The 21,430-nt window shown below is 64.9% G+C and carries 22 protein-coding genes; 6 read left to right on the forward strand and 16 right to left on the reverse strand.

Annotated elements, in window-relative coordinates; genetic code table 11:
• Positions 1-157 precede the first annotated feature (157 nt).
• On the forward strand, positions 158-568 hold the full coding sequence (gene rbp / locus AC23D4_RS14575) for an RNA-binding regulator (RefSeq protein WP_472888586.1): 411 nt from the start codon (positions 158-160) through the stop codon (positions 566-568).
• Between the two features lie 189 nt (positions 569-757).
• Here rbp and AC23D4_RS14580 read toward each other — a convergent pair whose 3' ends face one another.
• From AC23D4_RS14580 to AC23D4_RS14605, 6 genes are all read right to left on the reverse strand, one after another.
• Entirely contained in the window at positions 758-2,020 is a 1,263-nt protein-coding gene (locus AC23D4_RS14580; protein WP_472888585.1) for an FCSD flavin-binding domain-containing protein, read from the reverse strand.
• Positions 2,021-2,031: 11 nt separating this feature from the next.
• A complete protein-coding gene (locus AC23D4_RS14585) occupies positions 2,032-2,301 on the reverse strand; it encodes a c-type cytochrome (protein ID WP_472888584.1) in 270 nt (89 codons plus the stop codon).
• A gap of 275 nt (positions 2,302-2,576) precedes the next feature.
• Entirely contained in the window at positions 2,577-3,380 is an 804-nt protein-coding gene (locus AC23D4_RS14590) for an SDR family oxidoreductase (protein ID WP_472888583.1), read from the reverse strand.
• A 33-nt stretch (positions 3,381-3,413) separates the two neighbouring features.
• A complete protein-coding gene (lptC, locus tag AC23D4_RS14595) occupies positions 3,414-4,064 on the reverse strand; it encodes an LPS export ABC transporter periplasmic protein LptC (RefSeq protein ID WP_472888582.1) in 651 nt (216 codons plus the stop codon).
• Positions 4,061-4,627, reverse strand: coding sequence for a KdsC family phosphatase (locus tag AC23D4_RS14600; RefSeq protein WP_472888581.1), 567 nt, complete (start codon positions 4,625-4,627; stop codon positions 4,061-4,063). Before AC23D4_RS14600 ends, lptC begins: the two co-directional genes overlap by 4 nt.
• A gap of 125 nt (positions 4,628-4,752) precedes the next feature.
• Positions 4,753-5,751, reverse strand: a complete 999-nt coding sequence (locus AC23D4_RS14605; RefSeq protein ID WP_472888580.1) for a KpsF/GutQ family sugar-phosphate isomerase — start codon at positions 5,749-5,751, stop codon at positions 4,753-4,755.
• A 61-nt stretch (positions 5,752-5,812) separates the two neighbouring features.
• Between AC23D4_RS14605 and AC23D4_RS14610 the strand changes: the two genes are divergently transcribed.
• Both AC23D4_RS14610 and AC23D4_RS14615 read left to right on the forward strand, forming a co-directional pair.
• Complete coding sequence (locus AC23D4_RS14610) at positions 5,813-7,798, forward strand: cation:proton antiporter domain-containing protein (protein ID WP_472888579.1); 1,986 nt, start codon at positions 5,813-5,815, stop codon at positions 7,796-7,798.
• A gap of 67 nt (positions 7,799-7,865) precedes the next feature.
• Positions 7,866-8,411 carry an adenine phosphoribosyltransferase gene (locus AC23D4_RS14615; protein ID WP_472888578.1) on the forward strand — a complete coding sequence of 182 codons (546 nt, stop codon included), beginning with the start codon at positions 7,866-7,868 and terminating at the stop codon, positions 8,409-8,411.
• A gap of 152 nt (positions 8,412-8,563) precedes the next feature.
• Here the strand turns inward: AC23D4_RS14615 and AC23D4_RS14620 are convergent, their stop codons facing one another.
• From AC23D4_RS14620 to rpmH, 7 genes are all read right to left on the reverse strand, one after another.
• The gene (locus AC23D4_RS14620) at positions 8,564-9,130 is read right to left on the reverse strand and encodes a hypothetical protein (RefSeq protein ID WP_472888577.1); all 567 of its coding nucleotides are present in this window, start codon (positions 9,128-9,130) and stop codon (positions 8,564-8,566) included.
• A gap of 179 nt (positions 9,131-9,309) precedes the next feature.
• Positions 9,310-9,801, reverse strand: coding sequence for a Crp/Fnr family transcriptional regulator (locus AC23D4_RS14625; protein ID WP_472888576.1), 492 nt, complete (start codon positions 9,799-9,801; stop codon positions 9,310-9,312).
• 116 nt (positions 9,802-9,917) lie between these two features.
• A complete protein-coding gene (gene mnmE / locus AC23D4_RS14630) occupies positions 9,918-11,339 on the reverse strand; it encodes a tRNA uridine-5-carboxymethylaminomethyl(34) synthesis GTPase MnmE (RefSeq protein ID WP_472888575.1) in 1,422 nt (473 codons plus the stop codon).
• Between the two features lie 77 nt (positions 11,340-11,416).
• Positions 11,417-13,132: a membrane protein insertase YidC gene (gene yidC, locus AC23D4_RS14635; protein ID WP_472888574.1), complete on the reverse strand. Its 1,716-nt coding sequence runs from the start codon at positions 13,130-13,132 to the stop codon at positions 11,417-11,419.
• A complete protein-coding gene (yidD, locus tag AC23D4_RS14640; protein ID WP_472888573.1) occupies positions 13,129-13,416 on the reverse strand; it encodes a membrane protein insertion efficiency factor YidD in 288 nt (95 codons plus the stop codon). The genes yidC and yidD overlap by 4 nt, the downstream gene beginning before the upstream one ends.
• Positions 13,406-13,840, reverse strand: a complete 435-nt coding sequence (locus tag AC23D4_RS14645; RefSeq protein WP_472888572.1) for a ribonuclease P protein component — start codon at positions 13,838-13,840, stop codon at positions 13,406-13,408. Before AC23D4_RS14645 ends, yidD begins: the two co-directional genes overlap by 11 nt.
• Before the next feature lie 82 nt (positions 13,841-13,922).
• Positions 13,923-14,057: a 50S ribosomal protein L34 gene (rpmH, locus tag AC23D4_RS14650; protein WP_177136703.1), complete on the reverse strand. Its 135-nt coding sequence runs from the start codon at positions 14,055-14,057 to the stop codon at positions 13,923-13,925.
• Between the two features lie 222 nt (positions 14,058-14,279).
• Between rpmH and dnaA the strand changes: the two genes are divergently transcribed.
• The 3 genes from dnaA (at position 14,280) to gyrB (ending at position 19,704) form a co-directional block, all read left to right on the forward strand.
• Positions 14,280-15,686 (forward strand): chromosomal replication initiator protein DnaA, encoded by a 1,407-nt coding sequence (gene dnaA / locus AC23D4_RS14655; RefSeq protein WP_420049636.1) that lies wholly within the window; start codon positions 14,280-14,282, stop codon positions 15,684-15,686.
• 184 nt (positions 15,687-15,870) lie between these two features.
• On the forward strand, positions 15,871-16,977 hold the full coding sequence (gene dnaN / locus AC23D4_RS14660; protein WP_472888571.1) for a DNA polymerase III subunit beta: 1,107 nt from the start codon (positions 15,871-15,873) through the stop codon (positions 16,975-16,977).
• Between the two features lie 81 nt (positions 16,978-17,058).
• Positions 17,059-19,704, forward strand: a complete 2,646-nt coding sequence (gene gyrB / locus AC23D4_RS14665) for a DNA topoisomerase (ATP-hydrolyzing) subunit B (protein ID WP_472888570.1) — start codon at positions 17,059-17,061, stop codon at positions 19,702-19,704.
• A 58-nt stretch (positions 19,705-19,762) separates the two neighbouring features.
• On the opposite strand, the gene AC23D4_RS14670 is transcribed toward gyrB, so the two are convergent.
• The 3 genes from AC23D4_RS14670 to AC23D4_RS14680 all read right to left on the reverse strand — a co-directional run bounded on the left by AC23D4_RS14670 (position 19,763) and on the right by AC23D4_RS14680 (position 21,410).
• A complete protein-coding gene (locus AC23D4_RS14670; protein WP_472888569.1) occupies positions 19,763-20,539 on the reverse strand; it encodes an HNH endonuclease in 777 nt (258 codons plus the stop codon).
• A gap of 9 nt (positions 20,540-20,548) precedes the next feature.
• On the reverse strand, positions 20,549-20,977 hold the full coding sequence (locus AC23D4_RS14675) for a hypothetical protein (RefSeq protein WP_472888568.1): 429 nt from the start codon (positions 20,975-20,977) through the stop codon (positions 20,549-20,551).
• A 127-nt stretch (positions 20,978-21,104) separates the two neighbouring features.
• Positions 21,105-21,410 (reverse strand): acylphosphatase, encoded by a 306-nt coding sequence (locus AC23D4_RS14680; RefSeq protein WP_472888567.1) that lies wholly within the window; start codon positions 21,408-21,410, stop codon positions 21,105-21,107.
• Positions 21,411-21,430 lie beyond the last annotated feature (20 nt).

Below are 21,430 nucleotides of genomic sequence, written 5' to 3' on the forward strand. Positions count from 1 at the left end.
AAAATTGTCACTATCCATGCGGCATTCAGAGCATAATCTTTCCGCGAGCGCCTTGAGGCCTCGCTTGACAAGTGATCGGTTGGTTTCGCGTGCTACAGGTTTGTTTGCTAACGGGGCTCCATCGCTATTTTTCTCAGTGTTATTAGGAGTCCCAACCATGGGCAACAAACTGTACGTGGGCAACCTGCCCTACACCGTGCGCGACGAAGACCTGCAGCAAGCTTTCAGCGCCTACGGCTCTGTCAACAGCGCCAAGGTCATGATGGAACGTGACACCGGTCGTTCGAAGGGCTTCGGCTTTGTCGAAATGGGCAACGACGCAGAAGCGCAAGCCGCTGTTGAAGGCATGAACGGCCAGTCCCTGGGCGGTCGCAGCCTGGTGGTCAACGAAGCCCGTCCGATGGAAGCCCGTCCTCCCCGCACCGGCGGCGGCGGCTTTGGCGGCCCCCGCGGTGGTGGCGGCGGCTTCGGTGGTGGTGGCGGCGGCGGTGAAGGCGGCTTCCGCAGCCCCTACGGCGGCGGCGGTCGTCGTGATGGCGGCGGCGGTGGTGGTCGCGGCGGTTACTGATCGCTCCCCCTGCCAACCCGGTTGTTGTGACCGGGTTGCTCAAAAAAGCCCTTCGGTTTGCCCGAATGGCTTTTTTTTCGTCTGCAGAAATTGAAGACCGTGCCTTGTGTCAGGGTGGTCTGAGGCCGGTATCCGTCAGCGGCACTTCAGCCATGGTGGGGTATCAACGCACCATCGATCCGGTCCACGTCAACCCAGCGTGTCATTGAGAATGTTGGTCGCCCATGCCATGGCGAAGAGCGCTTCCGTGGCGGTCGGGCGGTCGGACAGTCCGCCCGCGTCTTTGGCCGGCACCATGGTTTTCTTGGCGCTGTCGTAGCGGTACACCGCGGCCACGTGAATCACCTCCGACTGCGAGACGAAGCTGTAGCAAGTGTTGGCGATGATGGGCATGGACGGAACAGGCATGCCGAGCGTCTGTGCTGCGATCGCCCCGGCGCACACCTTGGCCTCCTGATTGGCCATGTGCGCCGACTTGGGCATGCCAGGGGCTCCCGAGATCGAATCCCCAAGCACGTAAACGCCCTTGGCGGCGGTCGACTCGTAGCTCAGGAAGTCCACGCCGCACCAGCGGTCCCCCACATTGGCCAGGCCACTGTTGCGGGCAATGGCGCCGGCGCGCTGTGGCGGGATCACGTTGATCACCTGCGCCTTGACCTTGCCCTGCAGATCGAAGCTGAGCGTACCGCTCTGGGTGTCCACCGCTTTCAGATCGGCATTGGGTACGTACTCGATCTGTGCGCCGTAGCGGCCTTTCCAGACCGCTTCAAACAGGCCCTTCTTGGCCTGAATTTCCGGGTTGGCATCAAACACCAGCAATTTGGCACCGGGTTTGCGCATCTGCAGGAAATGGGCGATCAGGCTGGCCCGTTCATACGGACCGGGCGGGCACCGGTAGGGCACCTTGGGCACCGTCATGGCCACCACACCGCCGTCGGGCAGCGCCTGCAGCATCTGGCGCAGCTGCTGGGTCTGCTCGCCCGCCTTCCAGGCGTGGGGCACGCGCGCCTGCTGGGCCGCGGTCTGCAGACCCTCGATACCGTCGTACAGGTAGTCGACCCCTGGCGCCACGATCAACCGGTCATAGGGAATCTTCTCGGACCCCACGCGCACCTCGCGCAGGCTGGTGTCGATAGCGTCGGCACGGGCCTTCACCCAGCGCAGCCCGTTCTGGGCGACGAGGCGGGTGTAGGGCCGAGAGATGTCCCGCAGACTCAGGCCGCCATGGATCACGCGGTTGCTCATCGGGCACATGACGAACTCGCTGGCCGGCTCGACCAGCGTGATCTGCAGGGCGGGGTTGAAACGGCGCAGGTAGCGCGCGGCTGTGGCGCCCCCGAAACCACCCCCGATGATGACCACCCTTTCGCCGGTTTGCGCAGCCACATAGGGCGCCGCCAGAGTCGACGCAGCGGCCAGGCCGGCCTGGAGAAATGCACGTCGCTGGGTCATGCCGGGGGTTCTCATTTGAGTGCGGAAAAATGGTCGGCGATGCGGGCGAGTTCCTCGTCGCTGTAGCCTTTGGCGTGCTGGTGCATGATGGTGCCCTTGAGCTGGCCACTCTTGTAGGCCAGCAGCTTGCCCAGCAAATCCTTGGCGGGACGCCCGCCGATGGCCAGGCCCGTGCCTTCGGCCCGACCGTCTGGTCCGTGGCACGCCATGCAGCTCGCCGCCCAGACCTCGGCCTGGAAAACGGCAGGGTCTTTGGGCTGGGCGTGCGCAGTCACCCCCATTCCCAACCCCAGGCAACACACGGCCCAAAAACTGTGGGACAGGGAGCTCTTCCGGGCCAGGGACGGTGTGGGTGGGGCGTGGGTGGTGCATGTCATTTCAGCAACTTTGGCGGAAAACCGGGTATTGTGCTGTGACTTTTTACACAACTTGTTGCGTGTGCTGCCCCGAACGCCCGTCGGCAGCGATTCTGAAATTTGCGCCATATTGCTTTTGCATTCTTTCCCGGTTCCTGCGTATGACGCGATCGCGCTGCCGCATCGGACAGCCCCCGGTTTCAGGCTGCCACGTCCTGGTCCTGCCGGTGCTTGCGTGGCCGGCCGGCCAGCAAGCGGTCGAAAAGGCCGTTCGGCAGCAGGCGCAGCAACTTGGCCACCACCCCCATCTGCCAGGGGATCACCCGGTAGCTGGTTTGTGCGGCGATGGCGTCGAACGCCTGCGCCGCGAAGGCCTGCGGGCTCATCAGAAAAGGCATGGCGTAGCGGTTCTTGCGCGTGAGCGGTGTGTCCACATAACCTGGCAAGAGCGTGACCACCGCCACCCCGCTGCTGCGAAGCTCGCCGCGCAGGCTCTCGCAATAGGCCACGACCGCGGCCTTGCTGGCGCAGTAGGCACCGTGCCCGGGCAGGCCGCGAATGGCCGCCACACTGGCGATGCCCACCAGCGTGCCACTGCCGCGCCGGACCATGGCGGCCACAAAGGGCTGGAAGGTGGCGGCCATGCCGGTGTTGTTGGTGGCAAAGGTGCGCGCCATCACGTCGATGTCGTCGCGTTCGGTGGTGTCCATGCCGATGCTGATCCCGGCGCTGGCGATCACCACATCGGGCAGCCCCTGTGCCGCCAGGCAATCGGTGCCGGCGGCCACGATGCTCGCGGGGTCGGCCACATCGGCGCTGTAGATCCGGCAGGTATCGTCGTTCCAGCCTTGGGCCTGCGCCCAGGTTTGCAGCTCGCTGCTGCGACGGCCAACCAGCGCCAGCCGGCAGCCCGCCTTCGCATACCGCAGCGCCAGCGCCTGGCCAATGCCACTGGATGCCCCGGTGATGAACACCAGGCGGGTGTGCAGCAGGTCGTTCGACATGGGCGGGCGCCGAGTGCGGAGAAAGCAACCGCCTCAGCGCGGTGCGAGCCGGGCGCGAACCCGGCCGGTGAGTTCGGCAACACGGGCATCGCCGCCGCGGTAGTCGAGCGAGTCCGCCGTGATCTGGTCCTTGTCACGGATCATCAGCACCGGGAGATCCGACTCGATGCGTTCCGGGTCGGTGCTCACCCGCAGGAATTCGCCATGAAACTCCATCCGCGGCAAGCGCGCGCCAGCGGCGTTGCGTCCTGCCTGGCGCACCACCACCGCGTCGCCCTTGAGCTCGTACACCGTGCCCTCGCCGTTGCTGACGATCTCGCGCGCCGTGGCCGTGGAGAGCTGGCGTTGCGCACTGAAGGTGCGGATGCGTGCCGTATCGATCACCGTGAGGTCCGTGTCGGGATGGTGACGGGCCTCGGCGCCGTAGACCTCGGTTTGCAGTACCCCGTCGGGCGCAAACACCTTGACAGAAAACCGGCGCATGAAAAAGTCTGGCTCGTTGGTGACCAGTCTTTCGGGCTCGGGCTCCAGGGGCAGGGGCGTGGCCTGCAGCAGGAGGTAGGACACCAGCGCCAGCAGCATCATCATCAGCACCGGCAGGTACAGGGAGAGCTGGTCCCAGACCCGGCTCATGTCCCCGCGGTGCGTCTTCACCTGGAGAGCGACGGGTGCAGGCGTGTTCACGATCCAGCCGCCTCCAGCTCACGCGCGTAGTGACCGCTGGCCACCAGCAGGAGGTCGCACAGCTCGCGCACGGCCCCTGCCCCCGGCAGGCGCTGCGTGACATGGTGGGCGACTGCCTGCAGCTCGGGATGGGCCGTGGGCGGCGTGCAGGCCAGAGCGGCGCGGCGCAGCATGGGCAGGTCGGGCCAGTCGTCACCCATGGCCGCCGCGGCCGACCAGTCCAGCCCGAGTTCGGCCAGGATGGCCTCGGCCGCCGGCCGCTTGTCTTCGGTGCCGAAACGCGTGTGGTTCACGCCCAGCGCGTTCAGGCGCGCGCGCAGTGCCAGCGAATCGCGCCCGCTCACCACGGCCGGCGTGATGCCCGCGCGCTGCAAGAGCTTGATGCCGTGGCCGTCGAGCGTGTGGAAGCGCTTGAGGTTTTCACCCGACTCGCTGAAGTACAGACCGCCATCCGTCAGCACACCGTCCACGTCAAAGAACACCACACGCACCGGCTGCGCGCGCAACAACAGCTCGGGCGGGAAGTTCAGCGTGGGACGCAGCGGCGGCAGATCAGAAGACATGGGGCAATGCTAACTGGAGAGGATGCGTTCGAGTGAAGTGCCTTCCGTCAGGGCGCCGCGGAACCGGCTTTGCCGGGCCGCCAGCGCCGCCCCCTGGGGGGTGACGCCGCAGGCGGCGCGGGGGGTCATATCACCTTTGCCCGCATGAGATCGTTGCTGTTGAGCGCGCCGGTCAAGCTGCCCGCATCATCCACCACCAGCAGGCTGGTGACGCGGCTCGACTCCATCAGGTCCGCGGCTTCCACCGCCAGCGCATCGGCCCGCACGGTGCGCGGGTGGGGGTGCATGACCTCGCGCGCTGTGAGTGCCCGCAGGTCCACGCTGCTGCCGGATTTTTCGATCAGGCGGCGCAGATCGCCATCGGTGAACACACCCAGCACACGGCCTTCGCCATCGACGATGGCGCTCATGCCCAGGCCTTTGGCGCTGATCTCGCGCATCAGCGTCATCAGATCGGCGTCCAGGCGCACGCGCGGCACATCGTCACCGCTGCGCATCACGTCGCTCACATGGGTCAGCAGCTTGCGGCCCAGGGCGCCACCCGGGTGCGAACGGGCGAAATCGTCGGCCTTGAAGCCCCGCGCGTCGAGCAGCGCCACGGCCAGTGCATCGCCCATGGCCAGCTGGGCCGTGGTGCTGGCGGTGGGGGCCAGGTTGTGGGGACAGGCTTCCTTCTCGACCGAGGCGTCGAGCACCACGCTGGCGTGCCGGCCCAGGGTGGACTGCACGCGACCGGTGAGTGCCACCAGGGGCACCCCCATGCGCTTGATCAGCGGCAGGATGGCCGTGAGCTCTTCGCTCTCGCCGCTGTTGCTGATGCCCAGCACCACATCGGCCGCCGTGATCATGCCCAGGTCGCCGTGGCTGGCTTCGGCCGGGTGCACGAACATCGCGGGCGTGCCGGTCGAAGCGAGGGTGGCGGCGATCTTGCGACCCACATGGCCGCTCTTGCCCATGCCCATGACGACCACGCGTCCGCTGCTGCCCAGCACGAGGGCCACCGCGCGGGAGAAGCTGTCATCCATGCGTTCGGCCATGGCATTGACGGCCGTGGCCTCGATGCTGAGGGTTTCGCGAGCCAGGGTCAGGGCGCGGACCGGGTCGAACGTGGAAGGCAGGCTCATGGCCGGATTATCGCCGCAGGGCCCGGTCCGGACGGTCGTGGCCAGCCCTTACCATTGCCGCATGAATTCGCTGGACATCACCCTGCTCTACCTGCTGGCCGCTGTGCTGGGTGTGGTGGCCTGCCGCCAGTTCAAGCTGCCGCCCATGCTGGGCTATCTGGTGGTGGGCGTGGTGATCGGTCCCAACGCGCTGGCGCTGGCGCAGAACTCCAGCGGCGTGCGCTACCTGGCGGAATTCGGCGTGGTGTTCCTGATGTTCGTGATCGGGCTGGAGTTCAGCCTGCCCAAGCTGCGCGCGATGCGGCGCCACGTGTTCGGTCTCGGCCTGTCCCAGGTGGTGCTCACCGTGCTGATCACCACCGCCGCTTCGCTGGCTCTGGCGCTGCTGCTGCCCACCTGGTGGAAGGTGTCGTGGCAGATCGCGGTCGCGCTGGGCGGCATCATGGCGATGAGCAGCACGGCCATCGTGATCAAGATGATGGCCGAACGGCTGGAACTGGAGTCGGAACACGGCAAGCGTGTGATGGGCATCCTGCTGTTCCAGGATCTGGCCGTGGTGCCGCTGCTGGTGCTGATCCCGGCCCTGGCCGCCGCGCCGGAAGACCTGTTGCCCGCCCTGGGCCTGGCCTTGGTCAAGGCGGTGGTGCTGCTGGGCGTACTGCTCACCGGCGGCCAGAAGGTCATGCGCTGGTGGCTCACGCTGGTGGTGCGGCAGAAGAGCGACGAGCTGTTCATGCTCAACCTGCTGCTGATCACGCTGGGCCTGGCCTGGCTCACCGAACACGCTGGCCTCTCGCTCGCGCTGGGCGCGTTCGTGGCCGGCATGCTGATTTCGGAGACCGAATTCAAGCACCAGGTGGAGACCGACATCCGGCCGTTCCACGATGTGTTGCTTGGCTTGTTCTTCATCACCATCGGCATGATGCTCGACTGGCGGCTGGTGCTGGAGCGTTGGCAGCTGGTGCTGCTGCTGCTGTCGCTGTCAGTGGTGTTCAAGCTGGCCCTGATCACCGGGTTGACGCGGGCCTGGGGTGCGAGCATGGGTGTGTCCTTGCGCGTGGGCCTGTACCTCGCGCAGGCCGGCGAGTTCGGGCTGGTCCTGCTCACGCTGGCTGGGCAGAACAACCTGGTCCCGCCGCAGCTGTTCAACCCCATCCTGGCTTCGATGGTGCTGTCCATGCTGGCCACGCCGTTCGTGATCATGTACACCAACGACATCGTCACCCGCGTGGTCGGCAGCGACTGGCTGATGCAGTCGGTGCAGATGACCAGCATCGCGCGCAAGTCGATCAACGCCGACAAGCACGTGATCATCTGCGGCTACGGTCGCTGCGGCCAGAACCTGGCGCGGCTGCTGGAGGCCGAAGGCATTCCCTACATGGCCCTCGATCTGGACCCCGACCGTGTGCGCCAGGCCGCTGCGGCCGGGGATTCGGTCGTCTTCGGCGACGCCGCGCGCCTGCAGGCCCTGATCGCCGCCGGCCTGCACCGGGCCAGTGCGGTGGTGATCACCTACATCGAGACGGCCAGCGCGCTCAAGGTACTGCACCACACCCACGAACAGGCGCCCCAGGTTCCGGTGGTGGTGCGCACCATCGACGATGCGGACCTGGAGAAACTGCGCAGCGCTGGCGCCACCGAGGTGGTGCCTGAAGCCATCGAGGCCAGCCTGATGCTGGCCAGCCACGCGCTGGCGCTGGTGGGTGTGCCGATGCGGCGCGTGATCCGTGTCGTGCAGGACCAGCGCGACGCACGCTACAACCTGCTCAAGGGTTACTTCCACGGCGCCGACGATGATGGCGTGGAAGAAGCCGAACACGAGCGCCTGAACACTGTGACGCTGCCGTCGGGTGGTCGAACGGTGGGCCGGACGCTCGGCAGCCTGGCACTTGAAACCGTGGGCGTGCGCGTCGCCAACCTGCGCCGGTCCAGCGGCCACGGCGTGCCCTTTGACGACAGCACCGTGCTCGAAGGCGGCGACACCCTGGTGCTCAGCGGCAAGGCGCCCGCACTGGCGCTGGCCGAAGACCGGCTGCTGTCGGGCTGACGCGCCGGACCCCTTCTGCAGTCCCCTCAACCCTCAGCCACCGGCACCCATCAACCCGGGTCACACCATGGACAGCTCCGACTTCCTCAAATCCCACATCCGGACCGTGCCCGACTGGCCTGCGCCCGGCGTGATGTTCCGCGACATCACACCCCTGCTGCAGGATCCACGGGTCTTCCGCGTGCTGATCGACTCCTTTGTGCACCGCTACATGGCGCCCTCGCTGCGTCCCACCGTGGTGGCCGGTCTTGACGCGCGGGGCTTCATCATCGGATCGGTGGTGGCCTACGAACTGGGCCTGGGCTTCGTGCCGATCCGCAAGAAGGGCAAACTGCCCTTCACCACGGTGGAAGAAACCTACGAGCTGGAGTACGGCAGCGCCACGGTCGAACTGCACACCGACGCGGTCAAACCCGGCGACCGGGTCCTGCTGATCGACGATCTCATCGCCACCGGCGGCACCATGATGGCCGGGGCGCGGCTGCTGGAGAAGCTCGGCGCCGAGGTGATGGAAGGCGCCGCCATCGTGGACCTGCCCGAGCTGGGTGGCTCGGCCCGGCTGCGAGAGAGCGGGCTGCCACTGTTCACGCTGGTGGATTTCGCGGGCCACTGACGCAAATCACCCGTGTCGCAGCGGCGCCCCGGTCCGTGCCGACCGAGGCACGGGAGCTTGGGGGCCACGGCGATCCGCCGCCGGGTCCAAGGCGGATCAGCCCTCTCGGTGGGCAGCGACCCGATCAGCGGCGGGGTGTGGGGGCTTCATCCTTACAGCTTTCCGTACTGTGTATCGCTCAACGCCGAAAAATCGCTGTGCGACTCGGGCGGTGGAACGTCCGCCTCGGTGTCGAGGCGGTGCGCCGGGATCGCGGGTGTCTGCAACGCACGGCGAAACGCATCCAACTCATCGCGGGCCACGGGCTGCGCGAGACCGCCGGATGGCGTGAGCACCGGGACCGGGATCGCCGTGGGGTTGTCCAAGGTGGCCAGGCGCTGCGTCTGCGCAGCCACCGCCGCCTTGAGCGCAATGCCGCGCTGGTCGTGGACCGCCTTGCGCCGCCAGTAGACCCCCTGTACCACCATGGCGTGGCGCTTCTGCGCGCTGCTCTGGATCCAGCGCTCGACCTCCAGCAGGTATTCGTCGGGCATCATGTCGGCGGGCAGGGCCAGATCGATCAGCACCAGAAAGCCGTCGCCGTTGGCGTCCAGCGTGAGCACCTTGAATTCGTAGCTGGTCGACAGCACCCCAGCGCGGATCAGGGACTCGCGCACCACCGAGAACAGCTGTTCCCGGCGCAGAATGCGCCGGCCACGGCGCGGCGAGATCAGGGGCAAGGTGGTCTGGCCGAACGAGCGGCGAGGTTTCGCACGCCCACCGCTGGTACCCTGATCCGATTTTCTGGCTTGAAGCCAACGCAATAGAGACATGGTTTAAATATGCGTTGCCGGGTGCATCGCGGTATGAGAATAAGAGCGGAATTATTGTCAGGCAAGTGGCGCGCGCACCCCTTGATTCAGGTCACAGCCACGCGTTTGGGCCTGTTGTACATGCGGCAAGCCAAGACCGCGGCCATGGCCAACGTCAACTCCAGCGCAATCGGCGGAAATCGCATGGAAAGCTCGCGAAAGCGCAAGGGTGTGAGGCTCCAGAGCCGGCTGGGCGCACCCGCCTGCACGGTCGCACTGCGCGGCATATGGCTGAAAAACGCGCCTTCACCCAGCAGCGAACCAGGCCCCACCGACGCGATGCGCACACGCTCCTTCGCATCTTCATAGTGCACTGTCAGGCTGCCGCTCTCGACAAAATAGACCATTCGGTCCTTCACCCCCTGCTCGATCAGCACCTGTCCCTGCGGCAAGGTCATCGGTTGCAGGAAGTCGGCCAGGCTCTGCCACTGCACCTCGGTCAGGTTCAGCGGCACAGCGTCCAGCGCGCTGCTCTGCCTCATCGCTTGGGCCAGGGCCATGATGTCGGCACGTATCGGCACGGGGAGACTGGCATTCATTGGTTGACGTTAACCGTGGGACGCCCGCGCATGCAAGCCCGGGTCATCGGCATTTACGGCTCCTTACGTTTGCGCTCCAGACGGTGGTGACAAAACGCCAGACGGTGCGCTGCAGCCTATTTGCCGATGCAAAAACGCGAAAAAATCTCGCCCAGCAGGTCATCGGCACTGAACTCGCCGGTGATTTCACCCAGCGCCTGCTGGGCCAGGCGCAATTCTTCGGCCAACAAGTCCAGGTGTTCGGCTTGCGCGGCCAGCAGCGTGTGCGCGCCGTCGAGGTGCGAGCCCACGCGCGCCAGCGCCTGCAGGTGGCGTTCGCGCGCCATGAACAGGCCGTCGCCCGCGTGCTCCCACCCGGCCAGGTCCAGCAGTCGCTGGCGCAGAGCCTCCAGTCCATCGCCGCTTTTGGCCGAGATCGCCAGCTCACCCGCACCCGCCCGTTCCGCCAGCCGCGCACGGGCGCTGTCGGGGCACTGATCGAGCTTGTTCCACACCTGCAACACGGTCACGCCGCCGGGCAGGGCGGCGGCAATGACCTCATCGGCGGCCTGGTAGACCAGGCTGTCGCTGCGCGTGAGATCGTGCAGGAACAACACCGCGTCGGCCTTGTGGATCTGGCCCCACGCGCGTTCGATGCCGATTTTTTCCACCTCGTCCACGTCCGGGCTGTCGCGCAGGCCCGCGGTGTCGATCACGTGCAGCGGCACCCCGTCGATCTGGATCGTCTGCTGCACCACGTCGCGCGTGGTGCCGGCCACCGGGGTCACGATCGCCAGCTCGGCGCCGGCCAGTGCGTTGAGCAGCGAGCTTTTTCCCGCATTGGGCTGCCCGGCGATCACCACCGTGAGCCCGTCCCGCAGCAGGGCTCCCTGCCGGGCCTGTGCCTGCACATCGGCCAGCGCGGTGCGCAGACGCTGCAGCTGGCCCGTGGCATCGGCCTTCTGCAGGAAGTCGATCTCCTCTTCCGGGAAATCCAGTGTCGCTTCGACCAGCATGCGCAGGTTGATCAGCGCATCGCGCAGTGCGTGGATGCGTTCGGAAAACACCCCCGCGAGCGAGCGGCTGGCGCTGCGCGCAGCGGCTTCGGTGCTGGCATCGATCAGGTCGGCCACCGCCTCGGCCTGGGCCAGGTCAAGCTTGTCGTTGAGGAATGCGCGCTCGGTGAATTCACCCGCGCGCGCCGGGCGCAGCCCGGGCAGCAAAGCCTTGTCCGCATCGACCGCGGTCTGCGCCACCTGCAGGCAGCGCGCCAGCAGCAGCTGCAACACCACCGGGCCGCCGTGGCCCTGGAGTTCCAGCACGTCTTCACCGGTGTAGGAATGTGGCGCCGGAAACCACAGCGCCAGGCCGTGGTCGATGGGCTGGCCTGCTGCGTCAGGAAAGGGCAGATAGGTGGCTTCGCGGGGTTTCAGCGCTCGCCCCAGCAAGGCCTGCACAAACGCCGCCAGCCCCTTGCCCGACACCCGCACGATGCCCACCGCGCCGCGACCGGGCGCGGTGGCGATGGCGACGATGGGGTCTTGTTGGGCGCTGAGCATGGTGGGGATTCTGGCAGGCTGCGGATCTGAAACAACGAAGGCCGCTCGCGCGGCCCTCGTTGGGAAAATACCCGCTCTTACTTGGCCGCGGGCTTGCCTTTGAACAGGTCAAACGGCAACGTGAACTTCAGCGGCACGCCCATGCGCTTGTTGATGAAGGACTGCTGCGCGATGGTCAACACGTTGTTGGTGATCCAGTACAGCACCAGACCGGCCGGGAAGAAGAAGAACATCACCGAGAACATCAGCGGCATCATCCACATCAGCTTGGCCTGCAGCGGGTCCGGCGGCAGCGGGTTGAGCGCGGTCTGGATCATGGTGGTCACGGCCATCACGACGGGCAGCACGAAGAACGGATCGGGCGATGACAGATCGTGGATCCAGGCCATCCAGGGCGCGTTGCGCATTTCGACCGATGACAGCAGCACCCAGTAGAGCGCAATGAACACCGGAATCTGGATCAGGATCGGGAAGCAGCCACCCAGCGGGTTGACTTTTTCCTCCCGGTAGATCTTCATCATTTCCTGCTGCATCTGCTGCGGGTTGCTCTTCAGGCGTTCGCGCATTTCCATGATGCGCGGGTTGACCGCCTTCATCTTGGCCATGCTCTTGTAGGCGCTGGCATTGAGCCAGTAGAAGGCCGCCTTGATCAGCACCACCAGCAGCACGATGGCCCATCCCCAGTTCTGCACGAAGCCGTGGATCTTTTCCAGCAGCCAGTACAGCGGTTTGGCCAGAATGGTCAGCCAGCCATAGTCCTTGACCAGTTCCAGCCCCGGGGTGATGACCTCCAGGACCTTTTCTTCCTGCGGACCGACGAACAGGCGTGCCTCGACCGCCTTGCGCTGGCCCGGCTCGATGGCCGGCAGGGTGGTGATGGAGCCGACCGCGTACAGGTTGTTGTCCACCTTGCGCGCGAAGTTGTCGCGTGCGATGCCATCAGCCAGCACCCAGGCCGACGCAAAGTAGTGCTGCACCATGGCCACATAGCCATTGGTGGCGCTCTTTTCAAAGTCGGCCTTGTTCTTGTCGATGTCGGCGAATTCGACCTTCTGGTATTTCTGGGCTTCGGTGTAAACGGCCGGACCGGTGAAGGTGGAGTAGAACGGCGTTTCGCTGCTGGTCTTGTTGCCGTCGCGCACCAGCTGCACGTAGAGCTGCGGGCTCACCGGCTGGCCGCTGTTGTTCAGGACTTCGTGCTGCACGGCGATGTCGTAGCTGCCGCGGGTCAGGGTGTAGGTCTTGACCAGCTTGACGCCGCCCACCTCGTCCGACTCGAAACGCACCTGCAGCTCGTTCTGGCCGTCGGCCAGCGCGGTCGGGCCGGGCGCCACGGTCATGGGCGTCTTGTGGGTGGGGAAACTGCCGCCGATCAGGCCGGTCTGGGCGAGGTAGGTTTGCGTGTCGTTCTGGACCAGCAGCGCAAAGGGCTGTGTGCCCAGCGAGGTGCTCGCGTGCTTGAGCAGATCGGCGCCGATGAGCGAGCCACCTTCGGTGTTGAAGACCAGCTTCAACACGTCGGTCGTGACCTCATGCCGGGCCGCTGCGGGCGCCGGGGCTGTCGAGCCCTGTGGAGCCGCTTCAGCACCAGCCGTCGTGGCCGCCGCGGTGCTGCCGGGAACGGACGCGTCGGCGCGGGGTGCCGGCTGGGCATCCGGAGCGGCGGGCGCGGTCACGGCGGCCGAAGGGAAAAACGTCGGCGCGTTGCCGTTGTGGATCTGCCACTTGTCCCAGATCAGGACCATCGAGAAACCAAAAACCACCCACAGGATGGATCGACGGATGTCATTCATGACGGGTTCTTCTTTTCTGAGGAAGGGGAAAGCAGATGGGAAAACAGGCTGGGCGCCACTTCGGGCACGGGATCGTGGCCACCCTCGCACCAGGGTCCGCAGCGACCCAGGCGCCTGAGCATGAGGTAGCCACCGGCCAGTGCACCGTGCCGCTCCAGCGAGCCGATCGCATAGACGGAACAGGTGGGCTCAAAACGGCAACTGCTGCCCAGCCAGGGACTGAGCAGCAAACGGTAGCCCTTGACCAGGCCCACCAGCACCTGGCGCGGCCAGTCAGACACCATGAGGAGCCTCCTTCCGGGGCAGCGGACCAGCCGGCTCGACCGGAGCGGGACTGAGCACACGCCCCAGCAACTGATCCAGCTCGGCCCGAACCGCGCGCTTGAGCACATCAGAGGTCGCACTCACAAACAGCTTGCGACTGAACTCGCTGCGCAGGCGAACCACCAGCGCAGCCTGCGGCAAACCGGTCGCGACGTGGCGGGCGGCTTCGTAGATCTGGCGACGGATCGCATTGCGCGTGACCGCGCGGCGCGCCCAGCGCTTGGGCAGGAGCACACCCAGCCAGACATCGGCCACAGGAAACAAGGGACGGCCCAAATGCTCGCTCACGAGCGAGGCCCGGTGCAAAGCGAAGTGGGGGGTTTTGGCCACAGGGGCTCCCGCCATGACGGCCTGGAACTGCTGCCGGGACCGGATGCGCTGCATGGCCCGTTGCGCCTCCCTGTCGGTCACCGGAAGCCGGCAACGGAAGCTGGGACCGGCCAATACCGGCGGAGCACGTTCAGGCTCAGAGAGCCAGACGCTTGCGGCCCTTGGCGCGGCGAGCGTTGATCACGGCACGGCCGCCACGGGTCTTCATGCGGACGAGAAAGCCGTGGGTGCGGGCGCGGCGGACTTTGGAAGGCTGGTAAGTGCGTTTCATGATGCTCAGTAAATGTCGGGGAAACCCGCAATTATCGCAAATAAACTCAAGGCACGGCAAGCACTTGGCTGCTTTTCTGTCTGCATTGCTTCAGCAGGCCCGTGCCGGGGTCGGGCAGCACAGAGGGAGAACCGCCTTGTGGATAAGTCGCCTGCCACACTACAATGGCCGGTCTGCCCCGAGTCATTTGTCCACAAAAATACAGCGTCCGCCATTCCCAGCATGATCGAGGGCACCCCCCCAGACACCCCATCCACCGACGCCCAGTCCCTCTGGCTGGCCTGCGTCGACAAACTCGCGCAAGAAATCCCCGAACAGCAGTTCAACACCTGGATCCGGCCGCTCTCGGCCAGCGTGTCCGCCGATGCCTCCAAGGTCGTGGTGTCGGTGGCCAACCGCTTCAAGCTGGACTGGATCCGGGCCCAGTACGCGTCCCGCATTGCCTTGTTGCTGGAGGCCATCCAGGGCACACCGGTGACACTGGAGTTGGCGCTCGCTCCGCGCGAAGGCCCCAGCAGGACGTCGCCTGCGCCCCGGACAGTGCAGGACCAGGTGCTGGCCGAACTGCCCGATCTGGCACCCGCAGAGATCACGAGCCCGCGCGCGCCCAAGTCCCGACTCAACCCGGCGCTGACTTTCTCCACCCTGGTGGAAGGTTCGGCCAACCGCATGGCGCGCGCCGCGGCGATGCACGTGGCGGGCAGCCTCGGCCAGCTTTACAACCCGCTGTTCATCTACGGCGGCGTCGGTCTGGGCAAGACCCACTTGATGCACGCGATCGGCAACCACCTGCTGTCCGACCATCCTCAGGCCAAAGTTCTCTACATCCACGCCGAACAGTTTGTCTCGGATGTGGTCAAGGCTTACCAGCGCAAGACTTTTGACGAGTTCAAGGCCCAATACCACTCGCTGGACCTGCTGCTGATCGACGATGTGCAGTTCCTCGCCAACAAGGAACGCACGCAGGAAGAGTTTTTCAACGCCTTCGAGGCCCTGCTGGCCAAAAAGTCGCACATCGTGCTGACCAGCGACACCTATCCCAAGGGCCTGCCGGACATCCACGAGCGCCTGGTTTCGCGTTTCGATTCGGGCCTCACGGTGGCGATCGAGCCGCCCGAGCTGGAAATGCGCGTGGCGATCCTGATCAACAAGGCGGCGGTGGAAAACGCCGTCATGCCCGAAGAAGTGGCGTTTTTTGTGGCGAAGAACGTGCGCTCCAACGTGCGCGAACTCGAAGGCGCGTTGCGCAAGATCCTGGCCTATTCGCGTTTCAACCAGAAAGAGATCTCGATCCAGCTGGCGCGCGATGCGCTGAAAGACCTGCTGTCGATCCAGAACCGGCAGATCAGCGTCGAGAACATCCAGAAGACCGTGGCCGACTATTACAAGATCAAGGTCGCGGACATGTACAGCAAGAAGCGCCCGGCCAGCATCGCCCGGCCGCGCCAGATCGCCATGTTCATCGCCAAGGAGCTGACGCAGAAAAGCCTGCCCGAGATCGGCGAGCTGTTCGGTGGCCGCGACCACACCACGGTGCTGCACGCGGTGCGCAAGATCGGCGCCGAACGCCAGCAGAACACCGAGCTCAACCAGCAGCTGCACGTGCTGGAACAGACGCTCAAGGGCTGACCGGCGTGAGGCCGTGCGCACCCGCTCGCCACAGCCGGCACAGCCGGCATCTGACGGGGCAGGTGTTTTCAGGAATCGCGCTTCAAAAAGGCGAAAATAGGCGGTATTTGGCTGACAGAAAGCCCTGCTTGGGGCAAGGGAAGTCCCACCCGCCAACCGGCAACCAGAGACGAAAGAGTCTGACATGATCGTTTTGAAATCGACCCAGGACAAGGTGTTGGCTGCGCTGCAGTCGGTCGCGGGCATCGTTGAACGCCGCCACACACTGCCCATCCTGGCCAACGTGCTGGTGCGCAAGACCGGCTCGGCCGTGCAGCTGACCACCAGCGACCTGGAGATCCAGATCCGCACCACGGCCCAGCTCGACGGCGACGACGGCAACTTCGCCACCACCCTGGGTGCGCGCAAGCTGATCGACATCCTGCGGACCATGCCCGGCGACCAGACGGTCAGCCTCGAATCGAGCGCCGGCAAACTGATCCTGAAAGGCGGCAAGAGCCGCTTCACGCTGCAGAGCATGGCGCCCGAGGACTTCCCGCTGGTGCAGGAATCGGCCAGCTTCGGCCCGGTGTTTGCCGTGCCGCAGAAGACGCTGAAAAGCCTGCTCGGCCAGGTGTCGTTCGCCATGGCCGTGCACGACATCCGCTACTACCTCAACGGCATCCTGTTCGTGGCCGAAGGGCAGCAGCTCAGCCTGGTCGCCACCGACGGCCACCGCCTCGCGTTTGCCAGCGCCACGCTGGACGTGGAAGTGCCGAAACAGGAAGTGATCCTGCCGCGCAAGACGGTGATCGAGCTGCAGCGCCTGCTGTCCGACAAGGAAGGCGCGATCGAAATGCAGTTCGCCGCCAACCAGGCCAAGTTCAGCTTTGACGGCATGGAGTTCGTCACCAAGCTGGTCGAGGGCAAATTCCCCGACTACAACCGCGTCATCCCGCGCAACCACAAGAACATCATCACGCTGGGCCGCGCACCGCTGCTGGCCTCGCTGCAACGCACCGCCATCATGACGAGCGAGAAGTTCAAGGGCGTGCGCCTGAACATCGAGCCCGGCGTGCTGCGTGTGGCGTCGAGCAACGCCGAGCAGGAAGAGGCCGTGGACGAACTCGACATCGACTACGGCGGTGACACCATCGAGATCGGCTTCAACGTCACCTACCTGATCGACGCGCTGCAGAACATGTCGCAGGAAATGGTTCGCATCGAACTGTCCGACGGCAACAGCTCGGCGCTGCTCACCAACCCCGACGACAACGCCTTCAAATACGTTGTCATGCCGATGCGGATCTGATCGTTCCCGATCCAGGTCCCCCCAAAGCCCGACCCGCTGCACAGCGGGTTTGGCCTTTCTAGCGTTTCTGAAAAGTCCACCATGTCCGAAGCCAACAAGCCCGCAGAACCCGACTCCGTTGCCGTCAACACCGGTGAAGCAGGGTCCGCCAGCTCCAATTTCCAGCCCACCATCGACGCCCACCAGGCCGGCGCGAGCGAGGGCTATGGCGAAGGTGCCATCCAGATCCTGGAAGGGCTGGAAGCGGTGCGCAAGCGACCGGGCATGTACATCGGCGACACGTCAGACGGCACCGGCCTGCACCACCTGGTGTTCGAGGTGGTGGACAACTCGATCGACGAAGCGCTGGCCGGTCACTGCGATGACATCGTCGTCACCATCCACAGCGACAACTCCATCAGCGTGGTCGACAACGGCCGCGGCATCCCGACCGGGGTGAAGATGGACGACAAGCACGAGCCCAAGCGCTCGGCCGCCGAAATCGCGCTGACCGAACTGCACGCCGGCGGCAAGTTCAACCAGAACAGCTACAAGGTCTCGGGCGGCCTGCACGGCGTGGGCGTGAGCTGCGTGAATGCGCTGAGCCAGTGGCTGCGCCTGACCGTGCGCCGTGAAGGCCTGGTGCACCAGATCGAATTTGCACGCGGCTTCGTGCAGAACCGCCTGCTCGAAACCACCCCGAACGGCATCGAGATCTCGCCCATGCGAACTTCGGGCGCGACCGAGAAGCGCGGCACCGAAGTGCACTTCCTGCCCGACTACGACATCTTCAAAGAGAACGCCGACTTCCACTACGAGATCCTGTCCAAGCGCCTGCGCGAACTCTCGTTCCTGAACAACGGCGTGCGCATCCGCCTGAAGGACGAACGCAGCGGCAAGGAAGACGACTTCTCCGGCGCCGGTGGCGTCAAGGGCTTTGTCGACTTCATCAACAAGGGCAAGACCGTCCTGCACCCCAACGTGTTCCACGCGCTGGGCGACCGCGCGAGCGACCAGGGCACCAACATCGGCGTTGAAGTGGCCATGCAGTGGAACAGCGGCTACAACGAGCAGGTGCTCTGCTTCACCAACAACATCCCGCAGCGCGACGGCGGCACCCACCTGACCGGCCTGCGCGCCGCGATGACGCGCGTCATCAACAAGTACATCGAAGAAAACGAGTTCGCCAAGAAGGCCAAGGTCGAAGTCACTGGCGACGACATGCGCGAAGGCCTGTGCTGCGTGCTGAGCGTCAAGGTGCCCGAGCCCAAGTTCAGCAGCCAGACCAAAGACAAACTGGTGTCCAGCGAAGTGCGCGGCCCGGTGGAAGACATCGTCAGCCGCCTGCTGAGCGACTACCTGCAGGAGCGCCCGAACGACGCCAAGATCATCTGCGGCAAGATCGTCGAAGCCGCCCGCGCCCGCGAAGCCGCGCGCAAGGCGCGCGAAATGACACGCCGCAAGGGCGTGCTCGACGGCATGGGCCTGCCCGGCAAGCTCGCCGACTGCCAGGAAAAAGACCCGGCGCTGTGCGAGATCTACATCGTCGAGGGCGACTCCGCCGGCGGCTCCGCCAAGCAGGGCCGCGACCGCAAGTTCCAGGCGATCCTGCCGCTGCGCGGCAAGATCCTGAACGTGGAAAAGGCGCGCTACGAAAAGCTGCTCACCTCCAACGAAATCCTGACGCTCATCACCGCGCTGGGTACCGGCATCGGCAAGGCCGGCGGTGACGGCAATGGCAACGGCGGCTCGGGCGGCACCGGCGCCGACGACTTCAACGTCGCCAAGCTGCGCTACCACCGCATCATCATCATGACCGATGCCGACGTCGACGGCGCCCACATCCGCACCCTGCTGCTCACCTTCTTCTACCGCCAGATGCCCGAGCTGGTCGAGCGCGGTCACATCTACATCGCCCAGCCGCCGCTCTACAAGGTGAAGGCCGGCAAGGAAGAGCTGTACCTGAAAGACGGCCCCGCGCTGGACGGCTTTTTGCTGCGCATCGCGCTGAAAGACGCCAAGGTATCCACCGGCGGCGCGACCAACACCGAGATCGAAGGCGACACCCTGGGCGAACTCGCGCGCAAGCACCAGGTGGCCGAACGCGTGATTGCGCGCCTGACCAACTTCATGGACGCCGAAGCGCTGCGCGCCATGGCCGACGGCGTGTCGATCAAGCTCGACACGGTGGAAGAAGCCGAAGCCAGCGCCGTGGCGCTGCAGGCCAAGCTGCGCGAACTCAGCACCACCGGCGTGCCGGCCGAAGTGGCGAGCGAGTTCGACGTGCGCACCGACAAACCCATCCTGCGCATCAGCCGCCGCCACCACGGCAACGTCAAGAGCAGCACCATCACGCAGGACTTCGTGCACGGCGCCGATTACGCGGCCCTGGCCACCGCTGCCGACACCTTCCGCGGCCTGCTCGGCGAAGGCGCCAAAGTGCAACGCGGCGAAGGCGACAAGCAGAAGGAAGAAAAGGCCAGCGACTTCCGACAGGCCATGCAGTGGCTCATCAGCGAAGCCGAACGCACCACCAGCCGCCAGCGCTACAAAGGCCTGGGCGAAATGAACCCCGCCCAGCTCTGGGAAACCACCATGGACCCCACCGTGCGCCGCCTGCTGCGCGTACAGATCGACGACGCGATCGAAGCCGACCGCGTGTTCACGATGCTGATGGGGGATGAAGTGGAACCGCGGCGCGATTTCATTGAGACGAACGCGCTGCGGGCGGGCAACATCGACGTTTGATCGCTATGACCCAGTGAAAAGGCCCGAAGGTGGTTGAAACCTCCGGGCCTTTTTCTTTTCAAATAAAGTCGAACCGTGCGGCGTGTGCCTGGAGAAAACTGGGATTCGGCTTGAACCGCTCCGGTAGCGCAATCCTCTGACCGCTGTATTTCGCCAAGGTCACTTTGGTGAATGCGTCAAGTTCAACATCCTGCAAGCGCTTCGAAACGCGAACAGTGAAGTCCGGCAGGATGGAAATCAAGCCAATGTCGTAGGCCTTGTCGTGCAGTGCTGACAAGCAGAGACCGTTCTGCGGATTCAACCGGTTCTTTGCGTCCATGCTCCAAGGCACGATGTGACTGGCAATCAACAGTTGCGGCACTGAGAGTCCGCTGATGCAGCAACGGGCGTTGTAGCTTGCCAGAACCGCTCGCCGAAAGCGTGCCTGATTGACACGTACCTTGACCATCGCGGTCACTGTCTTGCCTTCGGCAATCTCAGGCACATCATCCAACACGTCCGAACCGGGTGCCACACCCCGTTCAATACCGTAGTTCTCGTACGCGCGAGCGGCCTCATCGGCAACAAGATCCCATTCACCGTTCAGTTCGTCCCAGATCCGCTTGTCGAGTTGTGAAGCGTTGCTCATCCCCGCACGACCGCTTGCGCGCACTTGAGGATCGAGACTCGCGAAGTTGACCAACTTGAGTGCGACCGAGCCCGGTGTCCGACCGATCCATTCGGCCAAGTTCCGAATCAACGGATTGCGCTGATGCAGTTGCCCAAATGGCAACTGGAAATAAACGTGAAGCGCGGCGAGCGTCTGTTCGCGGGTCCAGTCGTTCGGTCTCGGCATTGATTCTCCCTAAGGGCCATCCGAATGTTGGGCATTCTTCAAGTGGTTGTGCCACTGGTACGCGTTGATGCGGGGCTTGTTACGGAAAGCGTCATCAGGACGCCGGCACTCCTCTGGCGCCACAAAGAACACCGTCCAATCGCCATAGTAAGCGCCCTCAAATTGGATCATGTCCTCCACCACTTCCAAGTCCACATCAAGATGGCCGGAGTTGCAGCAGATGCGCGCGTCTTGCCCATTCACAAATTGCACGTGGACGTACGCCATGTACGTGGTGTGGCAATAGTTCAACGGGCCGAGCACAGGTCCAGCAAACCCCCAATCATCCATGTCTTCTTTGCGGCTGTTCCGACCATGGAAAAGGCCAAGATACATACCGGGCTGTGTCGGTCGCTCGCCGTACTGAAGGCGTTGTGGGGTCGGTTCTGTTGGGCTCATAGCGTTCCTCATGTGGTGAGGAACAGAGACTATTCAAAAGGATCTTGCCTGACACCCAGGGCTTTGCCTGGGATGACGTGGGATGGATCGTGCGCCAGGATGGAGAGGCGGAACGCCTCTCACCGACCTACACCGTCTCCTGCTGCTCAAAGCCGCTGGGCAACTCTCCACCCTCAGCCTCGCTCACCACCACCCCGTCCACCCGAGCCCCCATCGGCCCACTCTGCGCCCAGTCGACGAGCGCCTGCACCGCGTCCACAGGCCCGCAGGCCACGGCTTCCACGCTGCCGTCGAGACGGTTGCGCACCCAGCCACTCACGCCCAGCGCTTGCGCCTGCTGCGCCATGTTCCAGCGGTAGCCCACACCCTGCACGCGGCCGGTGATGCGCAGGTGGCGGGTGATGACCTTGGTCAGGGGGTTGGCGTCGTTCATGGAGGTCTCCGGGGAGGGCG

The sequence above is a fragment of the Hydrogenophaga sp. L76 genome (assembly GCF_057654755.1).

Coding starts and splice junctions, on each gene's coding strand:
- AC23D4_RS14585 (WP_472888584.1), bottom strand. CDS start 2,301: ATGGGGGTGACTGCGCACGCCCAGCCCAAAGACCCTGCCGTTTTCCAG.
- AC23D4_RS14610 (WP_472888579.1), top strand. CDS start 5,813: ATGAATTCGCTGGACATCACCCTGCTCTACCTGCTGGCCGCTGTGCTG.
- rpmH (WP_177136703.1), bottom strand. CDS start 14,057: ATGAAACGCACTTACCAGCCTTCCAAAGTCCGCCGCGCCCGCACCCAC.
- yidC (WP_472888574.1), bottom strand. CDS start 13,132: ATGAATGACATCCGTCGATCCATCCTGTGGGTGGTTTTTGGTTTCTCG.
- AC23D4_RS14600 (WP_472888581.1), bottom strand. CDS start 4,627: ATGTCTTCTGATCTGCCGCCGCTGCGTCCCACGCTGAACTTCCCGCCC.
- gyrB (WP_472888570.1), top strand. CDS start 17,059: ATGTCCGAAGCCAACAAGCCCGCAGAACCCGACTCCGTTGCCGTCAAC.
- AC23D4_RS14680 (WP_472888567.1), bottom strand. CDS start 21,410: ATGAACGACGCCAACCCCCTGACCAAGGTCATCACCCGCCACCTGCGC.
- AC23D4_RS14590 (WP_472888583.1), bottom strand. CDS start 3,380: ATGTCGAACGACCTGCTGCACACCCGCCTGGTGTTCATCACCGGGGCA.
- AC23D4_RS14645 (WP_472888572.1), bottom strand. CDS start 13,840: ATGCAGCGCATCCGGTCCCGGCAGCAGTTCCAGGCCGTCATGGCGGGA.
- AC23D4_RS14580 (WP_472888585.1), bottom strand. CDS start 2,020: ATGACCCAGCGACGTGCATTTCTCCAGGCCGGCCTGGCCGCTGCGTCG.
- AC23D4_RS14625 (WP_472888576.1), bottom strand. CDS start 9,801: ATGAATGCCAGTCTCCCCGTGCCGATACGTGCCGACATCATGGCCCTG.
- AC23D4_RS14615 (WP_472888578.1), top strand. CDS start 7,866: ATGGACAGCTCCGACTTCCTCAAATCCCACATCCGGACCGTGCCCGAC.
- dnaA (WP_420049636.1), top strand. CDS start 14,280: ATGATCGAGGGCACCCCCCCAGACACCCCATCCACCGACGCCCAGTCC.
- AC23D4_RS14605 (WP_472888580.1), bottom strand. CDS start 5,751: ATGAGCCTGCCTTCCACGTTCGACCCGGTCCGCGCCCTGACCCTGGCT.
- AC23D4_RS14675 (WP_472888568.1), bottom strand. CDS start 20,977: ATGAGCCCAACAGAACCGACCCCACAACGCCTTCAGTACGGCGAGCGA.
- mnmE (WP_472888575.1), bottom strand. CDS start 11,339: ATGCTCAGCGCCCAACAAGACCCCATCGTCGCCATCGCCACCGCGCCC.
- AC23D4_RS14670 (WP_472888569.1), bottom strand. CDS start 20,539: ATGCCGAGACCGAACGACTGGACCCGCGAACAGACGCTCGCCGCGCTT.
- dnaN (WP_472888571.1), top strand. CDS start 15,871: ATGATCGTTTTGAAATCGACCCAGGACAAGGTGTTGGCTGCGCTGCAG.
- yidD (WP_472888573.1), bottom strand. CDS start 13,416: ATGGTGTCTGACTGGCCGCGCCAGGTGCTGGTGGGCCTGGTCAAGGGC.
- rbp (WP_472888586.1), top strand. CDS start 158: ATGGGCAACAAACTGTACGTGGGCAACCTGCCCTACACCGTGCGCGAC.